The organism is Streptomyces sp. HP-A2021, from assembly GCF_022807935.1.
Classification (GTDB): domain Bacteria; phylum Actinomycetota; class Actinomycetes; order Streptomycetales; family Streptomycetaceae; genus Streptomyces; species Streptomyces afghaniensis.
This window is the reverse complement of the sequence record NZ_CP094344.1, coordinates 4,760,894-4,780,165: the sequence shown is the minus strand read 5'-3', so window position 1 is coordinate 4,780,165 and position 19,272 is coordinate 4,760,894. Positions and strand designations below refer to the sequence as shown.

At 72.7% G+C, this 19,272-nt stretch carries 16 protein-coding genes and 1 pseudogene; 9 read left to right on the top strand and 8 right to left on the bottom strand.

The window, feature by feature from the left end; all coding sequences use genetic code 11:
• Nucleotides 1-47: 47 nt before the first annotated feature.
• Both MQE23_RS21500 and MQE23_RS21495 read left to right on the top strand, forming a co-directional pair.
• Nucleotides 48-554, top strand: coding sequence for a hypothetical protein (locus MQE23_RS21500; RefSeq protein ID WP_243379932.1), 507 nt, complete (start codon nt 48-50; stop codon nt 552-554).
• A 103-nt stretch (nt 555-657) separates the two neighbouring features.
• A complete protein-coding gene (locus MQE23_RS21495) occupies nt 658-945 on the top strand; it encodes a hypothetical protein (protein WP_020277466.1) in 288 nt (95 codons plus the stop codon).
• 32 nt (nt 946-977) lie between these two features.
• Here MQE23_RS21495 and MQE23_RS21490 read toward each other — a convergent pair whose 3' ends face one another.
• On the bottom strand, nt 978-1,631 hold the full coding sequence (locus MQE23_RS21490) for a class I SAM-dependent methyltransferase (protein WP_243379931.1): 654 nt from the start codon (nt 1,629-1,631) through the stop codon (nt 978-980).
• Nucleotides 1,632-1,842: 211 nt separating this feature from the next.
• On the opposite strand from MQE23_RS21490, the gene MQE23_RS21485 reads away from it, so the two are divergent.
• From MQE23_RS21485 to MQE23_RS21475, 3 genes are read left to right on the top strand one after another with little or no spacing between them, the layout of a single operon-like run.
• Nucleotides 1,843-2,760 carry an amidohydrolase family protein gene (locus MQE23_RS21485; RefSeq protein ID WP_020277463.1) on the top strand — a complete coding sequence of 306 codons (918 nt, stop codon included), beginning with the start codon at nt 1,843-1,845 and terminating at the stop codon, nt 2,758-2,760.
• 38 nt (nt 2,761-2,798) lie between these two features.
• Nucleotides 2,799-3,212 (top strand): glutaredoxin domain-containing protein, encoded by a 414-nt coding sequence (locus MQE23_RS21480; protein ID WP_037674214.1) that lies wholly within the window; start codon nt 2,799-2,801, stop codon nt 3,210-3,212.
• Between the two features lie 27 nt (nt 3,213-3,239).
• Nucleotides 3,240-3,920 (top strand): 2-phosphosulfolactate phosphatase, encoded by a 681-nt coding sequence (locus MQE23_RS21475; RefSeq protein ID WP_020277461.1) that lies wholly within the window; start codon nt 3,240-3,242, stop codon nt 3,918-3,920.
• A gap of 86 nt (nt 3,921-4,006) precedes the next feature.
• Here the strand turns inward: MQE23_RS21475 and MQE23_RS21470 are convergent, their stop codons facing one another.
• Complete coding sequence (locus tag MQE23_RS21470; RefSeq protein ID WP_020277460.1) at nt 4,007-6,061, bottom strand: glycoside hydrolase; 2,055 nt, start codon at nt 6,059-6,061, stop codon at nt 4,007-4,009.
• 314 nt (nt 6,062-6,375) lie between these two features.
• Between MQE23_RS21470 and MQE23_RS21465 the strand changes: the two genes are divergently transcribed.
• Nucleotides 6,376-7,371: a LacI family DNA-binding transcriptional regulator gene (locus tag MQE23_RS21465; protein WP_020277459.1), complete on the top strand. Its 996-nt coding sequence runs from the start codon at nt 6,376-6,378 to the stop codon at nt 7,369-7,371.
• Between the two features lie 54 nt (nt 7,372-7,425).
• Here MQE23_RS21465 and MQE23_RS21460 read toward each other — a convergent pair whose 3' ends face one another.
• Both MQE23_RS21460 and MQE23_RS21455 read right to left on the bottom strand, forming a co-directional pair.
• Nucleotides 7,426-8,103 carry a response regulator transcription factor gene (locus MQE23_RS21460; RefSeq protein ID WP_020277458.1) on the bottom strand — a complete coding sequence of 226 codons (678 nt, stop codon included), beginning with the start codon at nt 8,101-8,103 and terminating at the stop codon, nt 7,426-7,428.
• A complete protein-coding gene (locus MQE23_RS21455) occupies nt 8,100-9,353 on the bottom strand; it encodes a sensor histidine kinase (protein WP_243379930.1) in 1,254 nt (417 codons plus the stop codon). Before MQE23_RS21455 ends, MQE23_RS21460 begins: the two co-directional genes overlap by 4 nt.
• Before the next feature lie 180 nt (nt 9,354-9,533).
• Here MQE23_RS21455 and MQE23_RS21450 point away from each other — a divergent pair, with 180 nt between their 5' ends.
• Together MQE23_RS21450 and MQE23_RS21445 are read left to right on the top strand one after the other, a co-directional pair.
• Entirely contained in the window at nt 9,534-11,663 is a 2,130-nt protein-coding gene (locus MQE23_RS21450; RefSeq protein WP_243379929.1) for an FkbM family methyltransferase, read from the top strand.
• A gap of 6 nt (nt 11,664-11,669) precedes the next feature.
• On the top strand, nt 11,670-12,806 hold the full coding sequence (locus MQE23_RS21445; protein WP_243379928.1) for a glycosyltransferase family 4 protein: 1,137 nt from the start codon (nt 11,670-11,672) through the stop codon (nt 12,804-12,806).
• Nucleotides 12,807-12,862: 56 nt separating this feature from the next.
• Here MQE23_RS21445 and MQE23_RS21440 read toward each other — a convergent pair whose 3' ends face one another.
• Nucleotides 12,863-13,051, bottom strand: a complete 189-nt coding sequence (locus MQE23_RS21440) for a helix-turn-helix transcriptional regulator (RefSeq protein WP_020271300.1) — start codon at nt 13,049-13,051, stop codon at nt 12,863-12,865.
• Nucleotides 13,052-13,359: 308 nt separating this feature from the next.
• Between MQE23_RS21440 and MQE23_RS21435 the strand changes: the two are divergent.
• Nucleotides 13,360-16,167 (top strand): annotated as a pseudogene (locus MQE23_RS21435) (AAA family ATPase); the annotation flags it as partial.
• A gap of 42 nt (nt 16,168-16,209) precedes the next feature.
• Here the strand turns inward: MQE23_RS21435 and MQE23_RS21430 are convergent.
• The 3 genes from MQE23_RS21430 to MQE23_RS21420 are packed head-to-tail and all read right to left on the bottom strand — an operon-like array spanning nt 16,210 to nt 18,922.
• Nucleotides 16,210-17,073 carry an ABC transporter permease gene (locus tag MQE23_RS21430; RefSeq protein ID WP_243379927.1) on the bottom strand — a complete coding sequence of 288 codons (864 nt, stop codon included), beginning with the start codon at nt 17,071-17,073 and terminating at the stop codon, nt 16,210-16,212.
• Nucleotides 17,070-18,038 carry an ATP-binding cassette domain-containing protein gene (locus MQE23_RS21425; protein ID WP_243379926.1) on the bottom strand — a complete coding sequence of 323 codons (969 nt, stop codon included), beginning with the start codon at nt 18,036-18,038 and terminating at the stop codon, nt 17,070-17,072. Before MQE23_RS21425 ends, MQE23_RS21430 begins: the two co-directional genes overlap by 4 nt.
• On the bottom strand, nt 18,035-18,922 hold the full coding sequence (locus tag MQE23_RS21420; protein ID WP_020271295.1) for a phytanoyl-CoA dioxygenase family protein: 888 nt from the start codon (nt 18,920-18,922) through the stop codon (nt 18,035-18,037). The genes MQE23_RS21425 and MQE23_RS21420 overlap by 4 nt, the downstream gene beginning before the upstream one ends.
• Nucleotides 18,923-19,272: the final 350 nt, after the last annotated feature.

Sequence of the window (19,272 nt, the reverse complement as noted above, 5' to 3'; positions counted from 1 at the left end):
ACTGGCGCACGCCCCTTCCTTCCACCCGTCTCTGCCCAGGGAGAACCATGCGCCGAACAGCTCTCGCCACGCTGGTACTTGCCGCCGTGCTCGTCGGGACGCAGCCCGCGTCCGCGGAGCCGGCGCCGGGCTGGGAACCGGCACCCTCCGCGCCGTGGGACGTCGGCGCCGGTGCGCGATGCGACTTCCCCGTCCACGGCGACCCGGTCGTCGACGAAGTGGTGCGGCGCGTGCTGAGCACCTACCCCGACGGCTCCGTGCGGCGGGTCGCGTACCAGGGCGATCTGGTCGTTCGTGTCACGAACACCGAGACCGGCGCCTCCTACGACGCCGACGCGAGCGGCTCGGCCGTCGTCGAACACCGGCCCGACGGCTCCCAGCTGTGGGCCGTGCACGGATCGGTGCTCGTCGGGGTCGGCCAGGACCAGGGCAGTCTGCCGCGCGGCCTCTACCTCGTCGACGGCGTCTACACGATGGACATCAGCCCCACCGGCTACAAGTCCGTACACCTCCTGCACGGGACGACGGACGACCTGTGCGCGCACATCGGCTGAACGGGCCCGCCCTCCCCGATGCCCGGACCCGGGCTCGCTGCACTTGCGGTGGCCGAAAGAGTGCCCAGACTGAAGGGAAGGTTCGAGTGGAGGTGACCTCTTCATGGCCAGGATCACGCGGGAGACCGAGAACGAGTCGATCAAGGAGATCGAGCTTTTCGACGTCGACTTGAGCGAGGCAGAAAAGGAATTGTTTCGGTCGGCCCCCGAGCAGTTCGCCAAGGATTTCCTCGAAAGTGAAGGGTTCACGGTCAATCGCGTCGTCGTCGAGAGGCGTCTGCAGGGCGACGACACCGACCCCGGTTTCTGCGACAGGCCGTTGAAGCTGGTCCACGCCAAGGTGGGGACTCTGAACTCCACCTGGATCTGGCTGTGCCCGCACCCCATCTAGTGCCGTGACCGGAATCGGTCCCTGCCCACCCGTCAGGGCCTTTCGGGCTTGCGGGCCAGGAGGCAGGCGTGCGGTCTCCTCAGCCGTCCGCCGGGCTCCTGCTCCAGTCTCGCGGTGACAACGAGTCCGGCCTGCTCCAGCAGGCCGGCCATGCGGTCCAGCGGCAGAAGGTACGACTCGTAGGACACCGGACGGCCATAGCCCTGGGTCGGATGCAGGTGTTCGTCGCCGACATAGTCTCCCCAGAGCAGGTAGCCGCCGGGTGCGAGCGTGCGGTGGAACTCGGCGAACACCGCCGGCAGCCACTGCGGGGGCGTGTGGTGGGTGGAGTACCAGGCCAGGATGCCGCCGAGCTCGTCGTCCCCCGTCTCCAGCGAGGTCATCGAGCCCTCGGTGAACCGCAGGTGCGGATAGGCGTGGCGGGCCAGTCCGATCATCTTCGGTGACAGATCGACGCCGAAGGCGGACACCCCCAACCCGGCCAGGTGCGCCGTCACGCGGCCGGGGCCGCATCCCAGGTCCGCGACCGGCCCCGGACCGGCCGTCCGCACGAGTTCGGCGAACCCCGCCAGCATCGCGCGTGACAGCGGGTCCATCTCGGCTGGAGGCGGGACGCGTTCGACGTAGTCGACGGCAACCGTGTCGTACGACTCACGCACGGCGGTCAGGAAGGAGGGCTCGGCCATGCGGGCGACCCTAGACCGGGGAACTACGCCGTTGGAGTGCACTGTGCGGCAGGCGCGCTTGCCGTCGCTGCCATGAGAGCAGCCGGCGAGGATGCGCCTGACCGTGCTGACGCCCCGCGAGGAGAGACGGACGTGGCCGTGACGGATCCCTCACCGCTCTCTCGTGCAAGGGAGTGGACCGACCGCCTCGCCCGGGCCGATCGTGGGCGGCATGGATGATCACCGTGTGGCGCCAGTCGACCCTGCCGGTCCGGGTACGGAAGCGGAGGAGGTTCGTCGTTTCTGGGGGCGGCTCGGGCTTCCCGGGCTGATCGACGTGCACACGCACTTCATGCCCGAGCGGGTGCTGCACAAGGTGTGGGACTACTTCGACGCGCTCGGGGCGATGACCGGCGGGCTGGAGTGGCCGATCACCTACCGGCAGGAGGAGGCGGAACGGGCGGACGTCCTCCGGGAGTTCGGGGTGCGGGCCTTCACCGCGATGCTGTATCCGCACAAGCCGGGCATGGCCCGCTGGCTGAACGGCTGGGCTGTCGACTTCGCCCGCCGCACACCCGACTGTCTGCACACCGCGACCCTCTACCCCGAGCCGGGCGTCGAGGCGTACGTCCGGGAGGCCGTCGAGGCGGGTGCGCGGGTCTTCAAGGCGCATGTGCAGGTGGGGGCGTACGACCCCGCCGACGAACTGCTCCAGCCGGCGTGGGGGCTGCTGGCCGAGGCCGGGATCCCCGTGGTGATCCACTGCGGCTCCGGACCCGCGCCCGGCAAGCACACCGGCCCCGAGCCGATCGCCCGGGTGCTGGCGCGGCACCCCCGGCTGCGGCTGGTCGTCGCGCACATGGGGATGCCCGAGTACGAGGAGTTCTTCGGCCTGGCCGAGCGGTACGGAGAGGTCCGGCTGGACACGACGATGGCGTTCACCGACTTCAGCGAAAGCTTCATGCCGTTCCCCCGCAGGGCCCTGCCCCGGCTGGCCGGACTCGGCGACCGCGTCCTGCTCGGCTCCGACTTCCCCAACATCCCCTATCCGTACGAGCACCAGCTCCACGCCCTGGAACGGCTGGACCTGGGAGAGGACTGGCTGCGGGCGGTGTGCCACGACAACGCGGCAGGGCTGTTCGGGCTGTGAGCTTGTTCCGGAGCGTTGTGCGCGCCTGGATCCTGCCGATGCTGCTCATGCTCTGCGGCTCAACCGTCGCGGCTGGGCTGATCTCCGCGGACAGCGGCGGGGCGGCCACAGCAGTCCTGCTCGTGTTCCTGGTGCTGGCGGGCGTGAACTCGCCCCTCGTCTTCCCGAGGTCGATCGGTGCGCTGGAGGCACAGCGCCGCAGCGCGGTCGACGGACGGCCGGTCGTCTACTGGCGGCCGGGCTGCACGTACTGCATGCGACTGCGCATCCGGCTGGGCCGCAGCGCCCGCCGGTTGCACTGGGTCGACATCTGGCGTGACCCGGCAGGTGCCGCAGCGGTGAGGGCGGTCAACGACGGCGACGAGACCGTGCCGACCGTCGTCGTGGCGGGCCGGCCGCACACCAACCCCGATCCTGAATGGGTGCGGGAACAGCTGTCCTCTTCCGCGTGATCTCACACGGGGCGTCAGAATGGCCCGATGGAACATCACTTCGTCGGCATACCGGAGTTGACCGGCGTTCCCCGTGTCGCGGTCGTCATCGACGTCATGCGTGCCTTCACCGTGGCTGCCTGGGCCTTCTCGCGTGGCGTCGAGAGGATCGTCCTGGCCGAAACGGAGAGTGAGGCACTTGCCTTGAAGGAGAGCCACCCGGGCTGGCTGGCTCTGAAGGACGGAGCTCCGGCGGCGGGCTTCGACGCGGTGAACTCACCCGGCCTGCTCAGGTCACGCGATTTCGCCGGCCGCACGCTGGTGCAGAAGACGACGGCAGGAACCGTGGGCGCGCTGGCCGTCGCGAACGCGCCGCTCGTCCTGTGCGCGAGCTTCGTGGTGGCCGGCCCGACCGCGCGGTTCCTGCAGGCCAGGGGGGATTCCGGTCCGGTGACGTTCGTCGTCACCGGCGAAGGTGGCCGGGCCGACGAGGACCTGGCCTGTGCTGAATACATCGGTCGATCCGTGGCCGGGGGCGATGTCGAGGCGGACCCGTACCTCCAGCGCGCGAGGAATTCCGGTGCTGCCGCAGACCTCGCCGGTGGGCGGCGGAGCGGATACCACCCGGACGATGTCGATCTCTGCCTGGAAATCGACCGGTTCTCCTTCGCGATGGTGGCTCGCCAGGAAGAGTCCCTGACGGTGCTCCGCCCCGTTGCGGTGCCGTGAACCACACACCCCGGCACGACGCCCCCGGCCTCGCCGTCACCATGGGGTGCGGCAGACCGAGGGCGTCCTAGCGGGCGGGTGCGGGACTACGGGGTGTCCGTCACCTCCGTGACCTTCCAGCGCTGGTTGGACCCGGAGTTCGGCTGCCAGACGCCGACCGGGGCGCCTTCGTTCGTGGACTGGCCCCCGACGTCCGGGAGCTGGCCCGTGGCGGCGTTGACCAGGGTCCAGGTGCCGTCGCCGGTCGAGGACATGATCCACTCGGTGGCCTTGTCGCGGCGGCCCTCGTCCGGCTCGGCGACCAGGGCGCCGTCGCGGACGGCCAGGCGCTTGTCCGAGGCGGTTTCGGTGAAGACGTACCGCTTGCGGTTGTCCTTGCCGCGGATCTGCTCCACCCGCCACTGCTGACCGCTCGGGTCCGAGGCGTTGGCGCTCTTGATGACCAGACCCGTGCCGTTGCCGGCGATGGTGAGGTCCTTGCCGCTCTGGACGCCCGTCAGCCGGTAGGTGTGGTCCTTCCGCAGCTCGGCCGCGTCCTTCGCGACGCCGGAGACGCCCTTGACGAGGAAGGACGTCACCGACTGGGCGGGCACGGTGACCGTGGCCTGCTTGCCGGAGACCCGGATCGCCTTCTGCTTCTCCAGCTTGCCGTCGGCGCTGGTCACCACCGGGGTGACGGTGGCGTGCGAGGAGACCCGGCCGAACTTCGACAGGTCGAGGGTGACCGCACGGGACTCGGTGGCGCTGTTGACGTGGACGACCGTCGCCGCGTCGCCCTTGCGGGAGATCGCCGCGGTGCTGGACGTGTCGTTGGTCTTGATCAGCCGGTCGCCGGGCTTGATGTAGTGCGTGAAGTTGCGGGCCGTGTCGAACTTGGTGTTCGTGTAGATCGGGCAGGACTTCAGGGTGTCCTTCGAGGTGCAGCTGAAGGGGAGCTGGATCTCGCCCCAGTTGCCGCCCTTCGCGGACTCCCCGCCCGGCTTCATGTTGTCGTAGTCCTCGACGGGCTGCCAGAACACCCAGGCCTTGGGCTCCAGTTCGCGCAGGTCGTCGACCATGCGCTGGGCGAGGCCGAGGCCGGGCCGCATGTCCGTGAAGCTCTGGCCGTCGCCCCAGTCGCCCTCGACCTCGCTCATCCACAGCGGCTTGTCGGCGGCCTTGGCGAGGTCGCGGACGGTGGTGCGCTGGCCGGTGCCGTAGGTGTGGACGTTCATCTGGCCGACCAGGTCGCGGACCTCCTGGGGGTAGGAGTTCCAGTTGGTGGCGAACGTGCCGGGGTTGGTCTCGTCCATCGCGGAGATCTCCGCGTCCGACTTGGACTTCTTCAGCACCGGTGCCAGCGCGCGCAGCACCTTCTGCTGGAGCTCGGGGCCCATGTGGGCGCCCTCCTGGCGGCCTCCGGTCGGCTCGCCGTCGGGGCCGAGCTTGGTGCCCCAGTAGTCGGTGTTCGGCTCGTTGAAGGGGTCGAGCGTGTCGACCTTGATGCCGTGCGCCTTCTCCAGCCGCTCGGTCGCGCCCACCAGGTACTTGGCGAAGTCCTCGACGGACTCCGGCTTCAGCTGGTCCTTGCCCGCGTCGAAGTTGCCGGAGACGTAGCCGCTCTCGGTCATGAACCAGGGCGGGGAGTTGCTGAAGGTCTCCCAGTGGGTGATGTCCTTCTTGATGCGGTCGACCCACCAGCGCTGCGTCTTGTCGGCGTTCTTGTTCCAGTCGGCGGGGTCCTCGGCGTCCCACCAGTCGACGTCCTCGCGGGTGGTGCCCGCCGGGGCCTTCCACCAGCCCTCGACCGCGCCGCCGGCCCGCAGGTAGTCCTTGACGTCCGGGGCGTTGCCGCCGCCGATGTTGTAGCGGGCGATGTTCAGGGCGAGGCCCTCGTCGCCGAAGAGGAGCTTGTAGAGCTTCTCGCGCACTGCGGGCGGGTAGTCGCCGGTGGCGTTGGCGAACCAGACCAGGCTCGTGCCCCAGCCCTCGAACTTCTCCTGCTGGTAGGACGGGTCGGGGCGGACGGTGACCCCGGCCGCCTGCGCGGTGGGCTCGGCGTGCGCGGCGGGCAGGGTGGTGGTGGCCAGGATGGTTCCGGTCGCCACGGCGGTGACGCCGATGGCCCCGAGGAGCCTTCTCTTGCGGGTGCGGTGTGCCATCTCGAGTACTCCAACTCTTCTGCGTCCGCGCGTCCCGGCGGGCGCAGAGATCGGGGCCTACGTGGTGCGACTGGTGCGAGCTCTGGTGCTGTTCGATGCCTTTTCGTACGGTTGGGACCAGGCAATGTTTACGTAAACATCCACTGGCGGGATGTCTACACTGTCCGAATCTCAGGGGTCAAGGAGTCGTTCCGGACCGAAATTTGCGGCGGCTGCGCGGGGAGGGGAATGTGGGCACGGTGGAGGGTGCGAGAGAACCCGAGGGCACGCGCCGTACGAGAAGGCGTCCGGCCCGTCCGCGCCAGGGCGCCTCCATGGCCGACGTCGCGCAGCTCGCCGGCGTCTCCTCCCAGACGGTCTCCCGCGTCTCCAACGGCTTTCCGGGCGTCACCGAGGACACCCGCCGCCAGGTCCTGGCCGCGATGCGGGAGCTGGGCTACCGCCCCAACAGTGCCGCACGGGCGCTCAAGCGCGGCGAGTTCCGCACCCTCGGTGTGATCACCTTCTCCCTCTCCACCATGGGCAACATCCGCACCCTGGAGGCCATCGCCACCTCCGCTGCCCGGCACGGCTACGCCGTCACGCTGCTGCCCGTCGCCGTCCCCACCCAGGACGAGGTGAACGGCGCCTTCTCCCGCCTCGGAGAACTCGCCGTGGACGCCGTGATCGTCATCATGGAGATCCATCTGCTGGACGCGGCGACGGTCTCGCTCCCGCCCGGCGTGCAGGTCGTGGTGGCCGACTCGGACGCCGGCGACCGCTACACCGTGGTCGACACCGACCAGGCGGGCGGCGCGCGGGACGCCGTACGGCACCTGCTGGACCTCGGCCACGAGACGGTGTGGCACCTGGCCGGCCCCGAGGGCTCCTTCGCCGCCCAGCGCCGCGCCAACGCCTGGCGCGACACGCTGACCGCGGCCGGCCGCGTCACGCCGCCCCTGGTCCGGGGCGACTGGTCGGCCGAGTCCGGCTACCGGGCCGGGCTGCGGCTGGCCGACGAGCAGGACTGCACGGCGGTGTTCGCGGCCAACGACCAGATGGCCCTGGGCCTGCTCCGGGCCCTGCACGAGCGCGGCCTGCGCGTCCCCGGCGACATCAGCGTCATCGGCTTCGACGACATCCCCGAGTCCGCGTCCTTCCTCCCGCCCCTGACGACCATCCACCAGGACTTCGCCGAGGTGGGGCGGCTGTGCGTGGAGGGCGTCCTGAGCAAGATGCGGCAGGACGGGGAGGAGCACGGGACGACGCTGGTGCCTACGCGGCTGGTGCGGCGGGAGAGCACGGGGGCGCCGGGGCGAGCGACCGGCTGAGGGCTCACGCCCGCGGGCACCGCGGTGAGCCCGGTCGGCCTGGAGCGGGCGACCTCAGCCGCCCTTCCCCGGCGTCACCAGACCCGCCTCGTACGCCACGATCACCGCCTGGGCCCGGTCGCGGAGTCCCAGCTTCGTGAACAGGCGGTTGATGTGGGTCTTGACCGTGTGGTCGGTGATGGTCAGGCGTTCGGCGATGTCCGCGTTGGACAGGCCCTGGGCGATGAGGAGCAGGACCTCCACCTCGCGGGCGGTGAGGCGGTCGAGGAGGGACTTGGGGGCCGTGACGGGGCGGCGGGGGGCGAACTCGGCGATGAGGCGGCGGGTGATGCCGGGGGCCAGCATGGCGTCACCGGCGGCCACCACCCGTACCGCGTGCAGGAGTTCGGGGAAGGTGGCGTCCTTCAGGAGGAAGCCGCTGGCACCGGCCGCCAGTGCGTCGAAGACGTACTGGTCGAGGTCGAACGTGGTGAGCATCAGCGCCTTGGTGGCGCCGTCGGTCTCCCTCAGGATCGTGCGCGCGGCCTGTATGCCGTCCAGCTTGGGCATCCTGATGTCCAGCAGGGCCACGTCCGGCCGGTGGTCCAGGGCGAGGGCGACGGCCTGTTCGCCGTCCTCCGCCTCGCCCACGACGTCGATGTCGTCCTGGGTGGACAGCAGGTTGACGAACCCCGTGCGCACCACCGCCTGGTCGTCGGCCACGATGGCCCGTATCGGTTCCCCCGCCGTCACTCGTACACACCTTCCGCGAAGCTCTTCGCGCCGGCCCGCACCGGGAGTTCGGCCTCGATCAGGAAACCGCCCCCGGGACCGGCGGGCCCGCAGGTCAGACGTCCGCCGAGTAGGTTCGCACGCTCCCGCATGCCGCTCAACCCGTGCCCGCCGGAGTTGAGTCGGGGGCCCCCGGCCCCGGTCTTGGGGCCGGGACCGTCGTCGGTGATACGCAGCCGGACTTCGTCCTCTTCGTACGTGAGGAGGATGTCGACCGCGGCGCCCCGTGCGTGGCGGCGGGCGTTGGTCAGGGCCTCCTGGACGATGCGGTAGACCGTGAGTTCGAGGGAGGGCGGGAGCACCGCCGGGCGGGTGCCCGTGGTGTGCAGGGTGACCTCTCCGCCGCCCGACCGGTGGGCTTCCAGCAGCGCCCCCAGGGAGTCGAGCGTCGGCTGTGGTACGACGGGTGCCGCCTCCTCGGATCCGGCCTCGTCCGCGCGCAGCACGCTCAGCAGCCTGCGCAGCTCGGTCAGTGCCGAGCGGGCCGATGAGGCGATCTGCTGGAATCCGTCGCGTGCGGGCGGGGAGAGGTCGGGTGTGGTGTACGTGGCGCTCTCCGCCTGGACGGCGATCACGGACACCGAGTGCGCCACTATGTCGTGCAACTCCCGTGCTATGGCAGCCCGTTCCTGGGCGGCCGCATGCCTGCGCTCCATGGCGATCAGTTCCCGCTGGGCCGCCTCGCGCGCCTGCCGGGACTCCTCCCGGCTGCGGGTGGCGTCCGCGACACCGACGGTCGCCACCACGCCCACGGCCAGGACGAACGACTCCGTGAAGTACGACAGCGAGCCGTCGGCGCCGACGGCGGGTGCCCGGCCGCCGAGGTCGTACACGCCCATCGCCACATGGCCCACGTTGACCAGCAGCGAGCCGGTGATCGCGGCCGCGCTCAGCAGTGCGGGGTGCAGGACGCGGTGGCGGGCGAGCGTGTAGAGGCCCATGACTCCCGCCACCGCCACCGTCATCAGCAGCTCCGGGCGGAAGAGGAAGTTCAGCAGCGCCGCCGGTACCACCAGGAGCCCGATGCGGGGCTCGCGCCGGCGCCAGAGCAGGGGGAGCACCACGAGGGGCAGGGTGGCCAGGACCGTCGTCGAGGTGATGCGGGAGTGCAGGACCTCGGCCGCTGCCAGGACGACCAGCAGGACGCCGCTGACGTACGGGTAGCGGGGGGAGCGCGGCCAGGCGGTGGGGCGCAGGGACGACTGACGCATCCCCACATTGTCGGCCGGAGGTGTCCGGCCCGCGTCACCGTACGGGTTGATCCGGAGACCGGACGAGTACCACGGGTTGACTCCCAGGATCGGTGCCCGGTGTGACGCTTCTCGTCCGCCCCTTGCGAAGACTTGCCGGACGGAAGGAAGGCCGGCCGGCGGTGGACAGGGGGAGCGGGGATGCAGGGGCGTTCGCGAGGGCTGCTGCCGCTGTTCGGCTCGCTGGTGCCGGCCTCGGCGACGGCCGCGCGCACCACCGCACCGGGGCGCGCGGTGTCTTCGGGCCGTGCGGCGGGCGTGGTGTCTGCGCCCCGTCAGGTGGGGTGGGTGTCCCCCGCCACCGCCCCCCTTCCGCCGTCCCGGCGCGGCACCGGTCGCCGTTGGGAGACGCTGTGCTGGGCGGCCTGCGCCGTCTTCGCGCTGCTGCTGTGTCTGCGTACGACCATCGCCCCGCACCAGGTGTGGGGCGCCTGCGCCGCCGCGGGATACGGCGTCGCCGCGCTCGTCGCCCGTCTCTCCGCGCGGCCCTGGGGCCCGGCGAGCGCGGCGGTGGCCGCCGTCGGGTCCGTGCTGGTGCCGCTGGTGTTCCTGGTCGCGGACGGGGCGCGGCAGTTGGAGGTCACGGTCGTCGAGCGGTCCGGCGGGCTGCTGCTGGACACCGGCACGCCGTACGTCCCGGACCCGGCCGAACTGCGGGACTACAACCCGTACCTGCCCGGCATGGCGCTCTTCGGGCTGCCCCGGGCCGTCCTCGGTGACGTCCCGCTCGCGGACGCCCGGCTGTGGTTCGCGCTGGTGTCACTCGGGGCCATGGGGCTGGCCGCCGTGGTGTGCAGGGGCGCCGGGCCGTCCCCGCGCGGCACCGGCCCGGACCGCTCCCCGGCCCGGGCACTCCTCTGGCTCGCCGCCACCCCCGCCGTCGCCCTCCCGCTCGCCGTCGGCGGTGTCGACCTGCCGGTCATCGCCCTGATGTGCCTCGCCCTCGCCCTGGCCGGCCGCGGCGGCCCCGTCGCCGCCGGCCTCGCGCTCGGTGCCGCCGCGTCGCTGAAGTGGACGGCCTGGCCGGTGCTGCCCGTCGGGCTCGCCCTGCTCGCCGTGACCGCCGGGCGGCGGGCCGCCGTACGGGCCGGTGTCACGGCCGTCACCCTCGCCGTGCTCGCCGTGCTGCCGGTCGCGCTCGCCGACCCGCGGGCGTTCGCCGAGCACGTGCTGCTCTTCCCGCTCGGTGAGGGAGGCACCGGATCCCCGGCGACCAGCCCGCTGCCCGGGTACCTGCTGGCGACGTACGTGCCGGGGGGTTTCGCCCTCGCCGTGGCGGCGCTGGTGCTGGGCGCGGTCGCGGTGGCCGGGTCCCTCGTGAGGCGCCCGCCGCGCACCACCGTCGCCGCCGCGGACCGGCTCGCGCTGGGCCTCGGGATCGCCATGTGCCTGATCCCCGCCACCCGCTTCGGATACGTCGTCTACCCGCTGGTGCTGCTCGGCTGGTTCCGGCTCGTGCCGGCCGGCCGCCGTGCGCCCCGGCCAGGAGGTGCCATGCCCACGCGAGTCGCGTCGTCCCAGGACGCCGGGCGTCCGCTGCGCTGGACGTACTCCCTGCTGTGTGCGCTCAGCCGCCGCTTCTCGTTCGTGGAGGACGAGATCGACGGGCTGCGGCACGTGGTCGAGGAGGGGGACGTCTGCCTCGACATCGGGGCCGAGTACGGGGTGTACACGTACGCGCTGTCCTACGTGGCCGGGCCCAAGGGCTGTGTGCACGGCTTCGAGCCGTTGCCCGGGCCGTACCGCGTCCTCGGCGCCGGGGTGCGGCTGCTGTGCGGCGGGCGGGCGCACGCGCACCGGATGGCGCTGGGCGAGAGGCCCAGGGACGCGGCGGTGATGAGTCTGCCCTACCGCCGTGGACTGCCCGTGCACGGAAGGGCGTTCCTCACCGAAGGGGCGCGAGGGCCCGGCCCCAACAGCGAGTTCGCCGGGGAACGGCGTCCCGTGGTGCGGGTGGGCACCGTGGACGAGGTCGTCGCGGCGGCCGGACTGCCGCGCGTCGACTTCGTCAAGGCGGACGTCGAGGGGGCGGAGCCGCTCGTGCTGGCCGGCGCGGCCGGGACGCTGCTGCGGGACCGGCCCACGCTGCTGCTGGAGATCGAGGAACGGCACCTGGCCAAGTACGGGGCGCGCGCCGAGCGGCTCGTCGAGGAACTGCGGTCCGCGGGCTACTCGATGTTCCTGTGGCGGGACGGCCGGTGGCGTCCCGTGGACCGGGTCACCGAGGCGCACCGCAACTACCTGTTCACCGTGAAGCCGCTGGAGGACTGACCGACCATGCCGCGCACGCTCGTCGTCACCAACGACTTCCCGCCCCGGCAGGGCGGCATCGAGACCTTCGTCCACGCCATGACGGTCCGTTTCCCGCCCGACCGGGTCGCCGTCTACACCTCCAGCACGCCGGGCGACCGGGCCTACGACGCCCGGCTGCCGTTCCCGGTGGTGCGGGACCGCACCCACATGCTGCTGCCGACCCGGCGGGTCACCGCCCGGGCGGTGGAGCTGGCCCGCCGATTCGACTGCGACAGCGTCTGGTTCGGGGCCGCGGCCCCGCTCGGGCTGATGGCGGGCGAGCTGCGGCGCCGTACGGAGGTGCGGCGGCTGGTCGCCACGACGCACGGGCACGAGGTGTGGTGGGCGCGCACGCCCGGGGCCCGCGCGCTGCTGCGCCGCATCGGTGCCGGGGTGGACAGCGTGACGTATCTCGGCTCGTACACGCGGGCGCGGATCGCCGCCGCCGTCGGACCGGATGCGGCGGCGCGGATGCGGCGGCTGGCGCCCGGCGTCGACGCCGACGTCTTCCAGGGCTCCGAGGAGGCGGCGGCCCGGGTGCGGGAGCGGTACGGCCTGGGCGACCGGCCGGTCGTGCTGTGTGCGGCGCGGCTCGTCCCGCGCAAGGGACAGGACGCGCTGATACGGGCCTTGCGCCTGGTGCGCCGCAGTGTGCCCGGCGCGGTGCTGCTGCTGGTCGGGGACGGGCCGCACGCCCGGGCCCTGCGCCGGCTCGCGGCCGAGCAGGGTCTGGCCGGTGCGGTGGTCTTCGCGGGCGGGCACCCGCACGAGGAGATGCCCGGCTTCTACGCCGCGGCGCAGGTGTTCGCGATGCCGTGCCGGACCCGCAGGGCGGGCATGGAGGTGGAGGGCCTCGGGATCGTGTTCCTGGAGGCGGCCGCCGCCGGACTGCCCGTCGTCGTCGGCGACTCGGGCGGCGCGCCGGACACCGTACGGGACGGGGAGACCGGGTTCGTGGTCGACGGCCGTGACGTGGGGGTGCTCGCCGACCGGCTCACGCTGCTGCTGGACGATGCGGAACTGGCCCGGGACATGGGCCGCAAGGGCCGTGCGTGGGTGCGCGGGGAATGGGGGTGGGACCGGGCCCACGGGCACCTGACGTCCCTGCTCGGGGTGGGCTGAGGCGGGCGGGGCCGACGGGCCGGGCACAGGGCCCGCCCCGCCGAAGCCGGTCGTCCTTACGCGCAGTTCGTCAGCCACTTCGCCACGATGGCGGCGCGGGAGCGCACGCCGTAACGGTCGAAGAGACGCTGCATGTGGGATTCCACGGTCTTGGGCGACATCCGGAGGATGCGGGCGATCTCCTTTCCGGAATAGCCCTCGGCGATGAGGGCGACGATCTCGGCCTGACGTCTGCTGAGCCGCATGGCGTCGTTGTGCCGAACGGCTCCACCGTGCTGCGTTGCTGGCGTGCTCAACGTGTTCTGCCTCTCCGATGTGGGGGTGACAGGCAAGGCCCGGACTGCGAACTTGCGGCCGCACAAGATCCTGACGTGTGTTCGGCCGTTGCGCGCCGGAGACGGCCCCGGGGAACCCCGGCGACAGGGGACCGATTTGTGGCGATCCCAGTGGTCTCTTTGTCGCTCGTACGTACCTGTGAGGCGTTATGGCGCGGAGAGGAGCGGGTGGAGACGGATGAGCGAATGACGCGGTGTGCTGTGCGCTCGCACACCGGATGATCAAGGATTGTTCTGTCGGAACGGGGGAGCGTGTGCAAAGTGGTTGGACCGACCTTGTGGAGAGAGAACGAGAAGCGGAGCGGGTCCGCGACGCTCTGTCGGACGTGGCGGCAGGGCGCGGACGGGCCCTGCTCGTCGAGGGGAACCCCGGATCGGGCCGGTCCGCCGTGCTCGGCGGGATACGGGAGAGCGCGCGCGGCGCCGGGCTGCTCGTCCTGACCGCGCGCGGCAGCACCGAGGAGAGCGCCGTCCCCTACGGGATCTGCCTCCAGCTCTTCGAGGCGCTGCTGGAGGAGGACCCGCCCGGGGACCGGACGGCCGAGCGGGTGCGGGGCCTGCTGGAACCGGCCGGGAGACCGGCGGAGGCCGAGGCGGACGCCCTGGTCCGCGAGCTGCACCGGCTCACGCTGCGGCTCGCCGCCCGGTCGCCGCTCGCCCTGGTCGTCGACGACATGCAGTGGGCGGACGAGCCGTCCCTGCGGTTTCTGACGTACCTGGCGAACCGGCTGGACGACCGCTGTGTGCTGCTGGCCGTCGCCATGACCGCACCGCACACCGACGGGCCGGCCGCACGGGCGGCGGACCTGCTCGCGGGGCTCGGGCCCACCGCCTCGCTGTGGCTGGCTCCGCTCACCCCGGCGGGGACCGAGACGGTGGTGCGGGGGCACTGGCCGGAGCCGCCGCGGGAGCGGTTCGCCGCGGTGTGCCACGAACTGACCGGTGGCAACCCGCTGTTGCTGCGCGAGCTGTGCGCACAGGCTGTCGACGACGGCATCGAGCCGGACCCCGCCCACCTGGGCCGGCTCCGGACGACCCTGCCCCGCGGCGTCGTACGGCGGACCCGGCTGCGGCTGGCCGGGCTGAGCCCGGACGCGGCGCTGCTGACGGAGGCCGTGGCGGTGTTCGGCGACACCGGGGCCACCGTCGACGAGGCCGCCCGGGCCGCGGATCTGCCGCCGGACGTGGCCCACGAGGCCACCGCGGAGGCCGTCGCCACCGGGCTGCTGCGGGACGAGGAGCATCTGCGGCTCGCCCAGCCCCTGCTGCGGACCGCCGTGCTGGCCCTGACCCCACAGGCGGTGCGGGAGCGCGCCCACGGTGCCGCCGCACGGGCCCTCGCGGCCCGCAACGCGCCGCTGCCGCTGGTCGGTGAACACCTGCTGCACACCCCGCCCGCCGGCGACCCGTGGGCCGAGTCCGTGCTGCGTGGCGCCGCGCGGCAGGCCCTGACGGACGGCCGTGCGGACCGGTCGGTGCTGCTGCTGCGGCGCGCCCTGCGCGAACAGGCCCCGCACACGCGGGAGTACGACCTGCTCGCCGAACTCGGAGCGGCGGCCCTGTCCGCCGGCAGCCCCGAGGCGCTCGTGCACCTGCGCCAGGCCCTGGAGAAGGCACCCACCCCCGCGACCCGGGTCGCCACCGGTCTGCACTACGCGCACGCCCTGGCGAGGGAGCACCGGCATCCGGCCGCGCTGTCCCTGCTCGGCGAGCTGGCGGCGTCCCTTCCCGCCGGGGACGAGCGGCTGCGCACCCGGCTCGACGCCGTCACGGCGCTGCTGTCCCTGGGCCAGGTGGAGACCCGGGCCGGTGCCCGTGCCCTGGTCCACTCCCGCTATCCCGCCCGCAACGCCTCCGGGCCGGACGCGACCCTGCTGCGGGCGCTGCGCCTGGTGGTCGACCGGGACAACGGGGCCACCGCGAGCACCCTCGTGCGGCAGGTCGGCAGCATGCTGCGGATCACCCGGTTCCCCGTCGACGGGCTGACCGGGCTGCCCTCCGTCCACCTCGTCGTCTGTGTGCTGGCCGCCACCGGCCGGCTCTCCGAGGCGCGCGGGCTGCTCCTGGAGACCCTGCCGCACAGCACCGACATCCGCGCCGCCGAACACCAGCCGGACTCCGTGGCGCTGCACGCCCTGCTGTCGTACGGCCTGGGCCGGCTGGACGACGCGGAGCGCCAGGCCCGCGCGGTGCTGGCGTTACGGTCCCGGGGCTGGCCGCCGGGGCTGGGCGTCGCGGTGGCGGCGTCCGTGCTGGCCCATGTGCTGCTGGACCGGGGCGAGACGGAGGCCGCGGAGCGCGTCCTGTGCGACGGCCTGCCGCCGGGGAAGCCGCCCGGCCATCTGCTCTTCGCCCCGGCCCTGGAGGCCCGGGTGCGGCTCTGTGCGGAACTGGGGCGGCTGGACGAGGCGCTGGAGGCGTGGCGGCACGCCCGCCGGCTGACGTCCGACGGGCGGCTCGGCCTGCGGGTGACCGGGGGGTGGCAGCACGTGGCCCTGGCGTTGATCGTGGCGGGCCGCGAGGAGGAGGCCCGGCACGTGCTCCAGCGGGAGACGGAGACGGCGCAGGAGTTCGGCGCCGCCGTGCCGCTGGCGCTGGTCCACCGCGTGAGCGGTGCACTGCGCGGCGGCGGCCGGGGCCTGGAGGAGCTCCAGAGGGCCGTCGAGCTGTTGCAGTCCGCCGAACAGCCGCTGGAACTGGCCGTCGCCCTGGTGCAGTTGGGCTCGGCCCAGCGCCGGGCCGGCCAGCGTGCCGCGGCCCGGCGGTCCCTGTGCCGGGGGCGCGAGATCGCCCGGGAGCGGGGCGCGAGTGTCCTGGCGGACTGGGCCGACACGGAGCTGCGCGTCCTCGGCGCACGGGCCGTGCGGGGCGGGGGCGACCGGCTGACACCCAGCGAGCGGCGGGTGGCGGAACAGGCCGCCGCCGGGCTGTCCAACCGCGAGATCGCGCGGGGCCTGTACGTCTCCGTCAAGACCGTCGAGTGGCACCTCAGCCACGTGTACCGCAAGCTCGGGGTCCGCTCCCGCCGTGAACTGGTCCCGGCGCTGGCCCGGGCGGCGGGCCGGCCCTCAGCCCACCAGCGGCCGGCGGAAGCCGCGCACGGCCAGCAGGATCCCGACCGCCGCGACGCCGGCGCTCGCGGCCAGCGCGCCCAGCAGCCCGGCCGCGCCCGGCGTCCCCAGGCACAGCCCCCGCGCGGCGTCGACGGCGTAACTGAGCGGGTTGGCCCGGGCGATGAGCTGAAGCCAGAACGGCATGCCGTCCACCGGGGCGAATGCGCTTGACCCGAACATCAGCGGAAAGGTGGCCACACCGGCGATGCTCTGCATGGCGTCCAGGCTGCGCAGCCAGCAGCTCAGGGCGAGGAAGACCCACGTCAGCGCCCAGATGACGAAGGCGGCCAGCGCCAGGGCGGCGGCCGTGCCCGCGACCCCGCCGGGCGGGCTGTAGCCGAACAGTGCCCAGGCGCAGACCACCATGATCACCATCTGGACGCAAGCGCGCGCCACATCGGCGCAGCAGCGGGCGAACAGCACCGAGGACAGCGCGATCGGCAGCGAACGCAGGCGTGCCGTCATGCCGTTCTCCATGTCCCGGCTGAGGATCGCGCCGGACGCCGCGGCCGAGCCGATCCCGCTGGTCACCAGCAGCGCCGGCAGCAGGAACTCCATGTACGGCACTCCGCTGGGCAGCAGCCCGGGGTCGACCATGCTGCCGAAGAGCTGCCCGAGCACCACCAGCAGGAGCAGCGGCTGGAGGAGTTTGATCACCAGCACCCGGCGGTCCGCGAACTGCGACCACAGCGCGCGCCGGGTCAGGACGAAGACCTGGGTGACCGGGCCGCTGCCCCGCCAGTTCTCCCCGTCGGCGTCCCGCGCCGGCACGTCCGGGGCGGTGACCGGTGCGGCCGTTCCGTGCGCCGGGGCCGTCATCGCTGCTCCTTCCCCGCCGTGGCCGGGGCGCGGTGACCGCTCCGGGTGAGGGCGAGATAGACGTCGTCGAGCGTCGGCGAACTCAGCTCCAGCGCGGTCACGACGACCCCGGCCCGGTCCAGGGCCCGGACCACCGCCGGGACCTCGGCGGACGACTCCACGGGCACGCCGACACCCGTGTCGTCCGGGCCCGGGCCCGGACGCAGGCCCGAGCGGCGCAGCGCGTCCAGCGCGGTCGCCCGTTCCCCGGGCCCGGCGAAGGACAGCTGCACGGTGAGCGTGCCGACCCGCGCCTTGAGTTCACGGGCCGTGCCCGTCGCGGCGACCGTGCCGGAGTCGAGGACGACGATGGTGTCCGCGAGCCGGTCGGCCTCCTCCAGGTACTGCGTCGTCAGCAGCACCGCCACTCCGTCCGCCGCCAGGCCCTCGACGATCTCCCACAGCCCGATGCGGCTCTCCGGGTCCAGGCCGGTCGTCGGCTCGTCCAGGAACAGCACGTCGGGCCGCCCGACCAGACCGATCGCCAGGTCCAGGCGGCGCCGCATGCCGCCCGAGTACGTCCGGGCCGGGCGCCGGGCCGCGTGCTCCAGGCCGAACAGGGCGAGGAGTTCCTCGCTGCGCCGCCGCGCCTGCCGTGGGCTCGCCCCCAGCAGCCGGGCCACCAGCAGCAGGTTCGCGTACCCGGTCAGCCGGTCGTCGACGGCGGCGAACTGCCCGGTCAGCCCGATCCGGCGGCGCACCTCACGCCCCTGCGCGACGACGTCGTGCCCGGCCACCGTGGCGGAGCCCGAGGTGGGCGGCAGCACGGTGGTGAGGATGTTGACCAGGGTCGTCTTGCCGGCCCCGTTGTGGCCGAGCAGCCCCAGCACGGAGCCGGCGCCGACGGTGAGGCTGACGTCGTGCAGGGCCCGCACCGGGCCGAACGTCCGGCCGACCCGGCGGGCCTCGATCACCGGCGCCGTCATGCGGCGGAGTACGGCGTGACGTCCATGCCCGGGTACAGCTCGGTCAGCCCGGCCACGGTCTCCCGGTTCCAGTAGGGCGAGCCTGCCGGCGGGAAGCCGAGCAGTTCCCGCTGGCGCGGGGAGGCCTCGACGACGAACCGGGTCGCGGCCGGGCCGTTGGCCGAGGCGGGCGAGCCCACCCAGGTCTGCTTGTCCAGCCAGACCGAGTCGGCGGCGTGGAAGGTGAGATGGAGGGCGAAGCGGTGCCCGGTGGCGTCGCGCAGAGCGGAGCAGCGGTGCACGGTCGTCCCCGCCAGCAGCAGCACCGAGCCGGCCCGGGCCGTCACCGGCTCCTGGAGCTCGTACAGCCACGGGTACTCCTCCTGGCTGTACGCGGAGTACCCGGAGGACAGCAGGGGCAGGCCGGCCGTGTGCTTCTTCGGCACCACGCACGTGGGCCCGAGGTCCTCGGTGACGTCCGAGAGGTAGACCAGCGCGACGACCCGCTGGAACACCCCGTCACCGCGGGGCGGGACGAGGGTGTTGCGCCCCCAGGCCTCGTTGTGCAGCCGCTGGGCGTTGGCCGGCGCGATCCGGCTGCCGTACTTGGCCTGGAGGATCGAGTCGCCCAGCCGGACGTCCCGGGTGCCGGTCACCCGCTCCGCGAACGAGATCAGCTCCGGGTGCAGCGACAGGTGGTTGAGCTCCACCGGCTCGTACGGGAATCCCGCCGACCTCCGCAGGGACGCGTACCGCTCCGGCGTCCGCAGCCGTTCGTCGCTCTCCGGGAAGTAACGCAAGGTCGCCGCGCGCGCCTTTTCCAGTTCCTCGCCGCCGAGGAATCCGTCCACCAGGACATAACCGTCGCGCTGGAATTTATCCAGGTGCTCGTCCGTGATACGCATATCCGCCTCCTGGCCTCTCTCCATGGCTCACAGTAACGGCCTCGGCGGGTATTCAGGTGTAGGTGATTTCCCCTACGGGAAATGCAGCAGGGGAAAACAACGCGGTGATTCGTCGGAATGTCGCGGCGGCTCGTCATGGGTCAGAGTTGTGGCCATGGGACGAACTCCCCAGGGGGTTCGGACCGGATGTGTTCACCCACATATCAAGGAGGTGCACGATGGAGAAGATCGAGATCACGGTCGACGACTTCGAGTTCGTCGGCGAGCTGGACGAGGTCACCATGGGCTGGAGCGGTCCCACCGACGACACGTTCGACGGCGACTGGACCCCGTGAGTCTCCTTGTCCTCC

What these genes read in the sequence shown, in the direction of transcription:
- MQE23_RS21500 (WP_243379932.1), top strand. Translation starts at nt 48, where the DNA reads ATGCGCCGAACAGCTCTCGCCACGCTGGTACTTGCCGCCGTGCTCGTC.
- MQE23_RS21495 (WP_020277466.1), top strand. Translation starts at nt 658, where the DNA reads ATGGCCAGGATCACGCGGGAGACCGAGAACGAGTCGATCAAGGAGATC.
- MQE23_RS21490 (WP_243379931.1), bottom strand. Translation starts at nt 1,631, where the DNA reads ATGGCCGAGCCCTCCTTCCTGACCGCCGTGCGTGAGTCGTACGACACG.
- MQE23_RS21485 (WP_020277463.1), top strand. Translation starts at nt 1,843, where the DNA reads ATGGATGATCACCGTGTGGCGCCAGTCGACCCTGCCGGTCCGGGTACG.
- MQE23_RS21480 (WP_037674214.1), top strand. Translation starts at nt 2,799, where the DNA reads ATGCTGCTCATGCTCTGCGGCTCAACCGTCGCGGCTGGGCTGATCTCC.
- MQE23_RS21475 (WP_020277461.1), top strand. Translation starts at nt 3,240, where the DNA reads ATGGAACATCACTTCGTCGGCATACCGGAGTTGACCGGCGTTCCCCGT.
- MQE23_RS21470 (WP_020277460.1), bottom strand. Translation starts at nt 6,061, where the DNA reads ATGGCACACCGCACCCGCAAGAGAAGGCTCCTCGGGGCCATCGGCGTC.
- MQE23_RS21465 (WP_020277459.1), top strand. Translation starts at nt 6,376, where the DNA reads ATGGCCGACGTCGCGCAGCTCGCCGGCGTCTCCTCCCAGACGGTCTCC.
- MQE23_RS21455 (WP_243379930.1), bottom strand. Translation starts at nt 9,353, where the DNA reads ATGCGTCAGTCGTCCCTGCGCCCCACCGCCTGGCCGCGCTCCCCCCGC.
- MQE23_RS21450 (WP_243379929.1), top strand. Translation starts at nt 9,534, where the DNA reads ATGCAGGGGCGTTCGCGAGGGCTGCTGCCGCTGTTCGGCTCGCTGGTG.
- MQE23_RS21445 (WP_243379928.1), top strand. Translation starts at nt 11,670, where the DNA reads ATGCCGCGCACGCTCGTCGTCACCAACGACTTCCCGCCCCGGCAGGGC.
- MQE23_RS21440 (WP_020271300.1), bottom strand. Translation starts at nt 13,051, where the DNA reads ATGCGGCTCAGCAGACGTCAGGCCGAGATCGTCGCCCTCATCGCCGAG.
- MQE23_RS21430 (WP_243379927.1), bottom strand. Translation starts at nt 17,073, where the DNA reads ATGACGGCCCCGGCGCACGGAACGGCCGCACCGGTCACCGCCCCGGAC.
- MQE23_RS21425 (WP_243379926.1), bottom strand. Translation starts at nt 18,038, where the DNA reads ATGACGGCGCCGGTGATCGAGGCCCGCCGGGTCGGCCGGACGTTCGGC.
- MQE23_RS21420 (WP_020271295.1), bottom strand. Translation starts at nt 18,922, where the DNA reads ATGCGTATCACGGACGAGCACCTGGATAAATTCCAGCGCGACGGTTAT.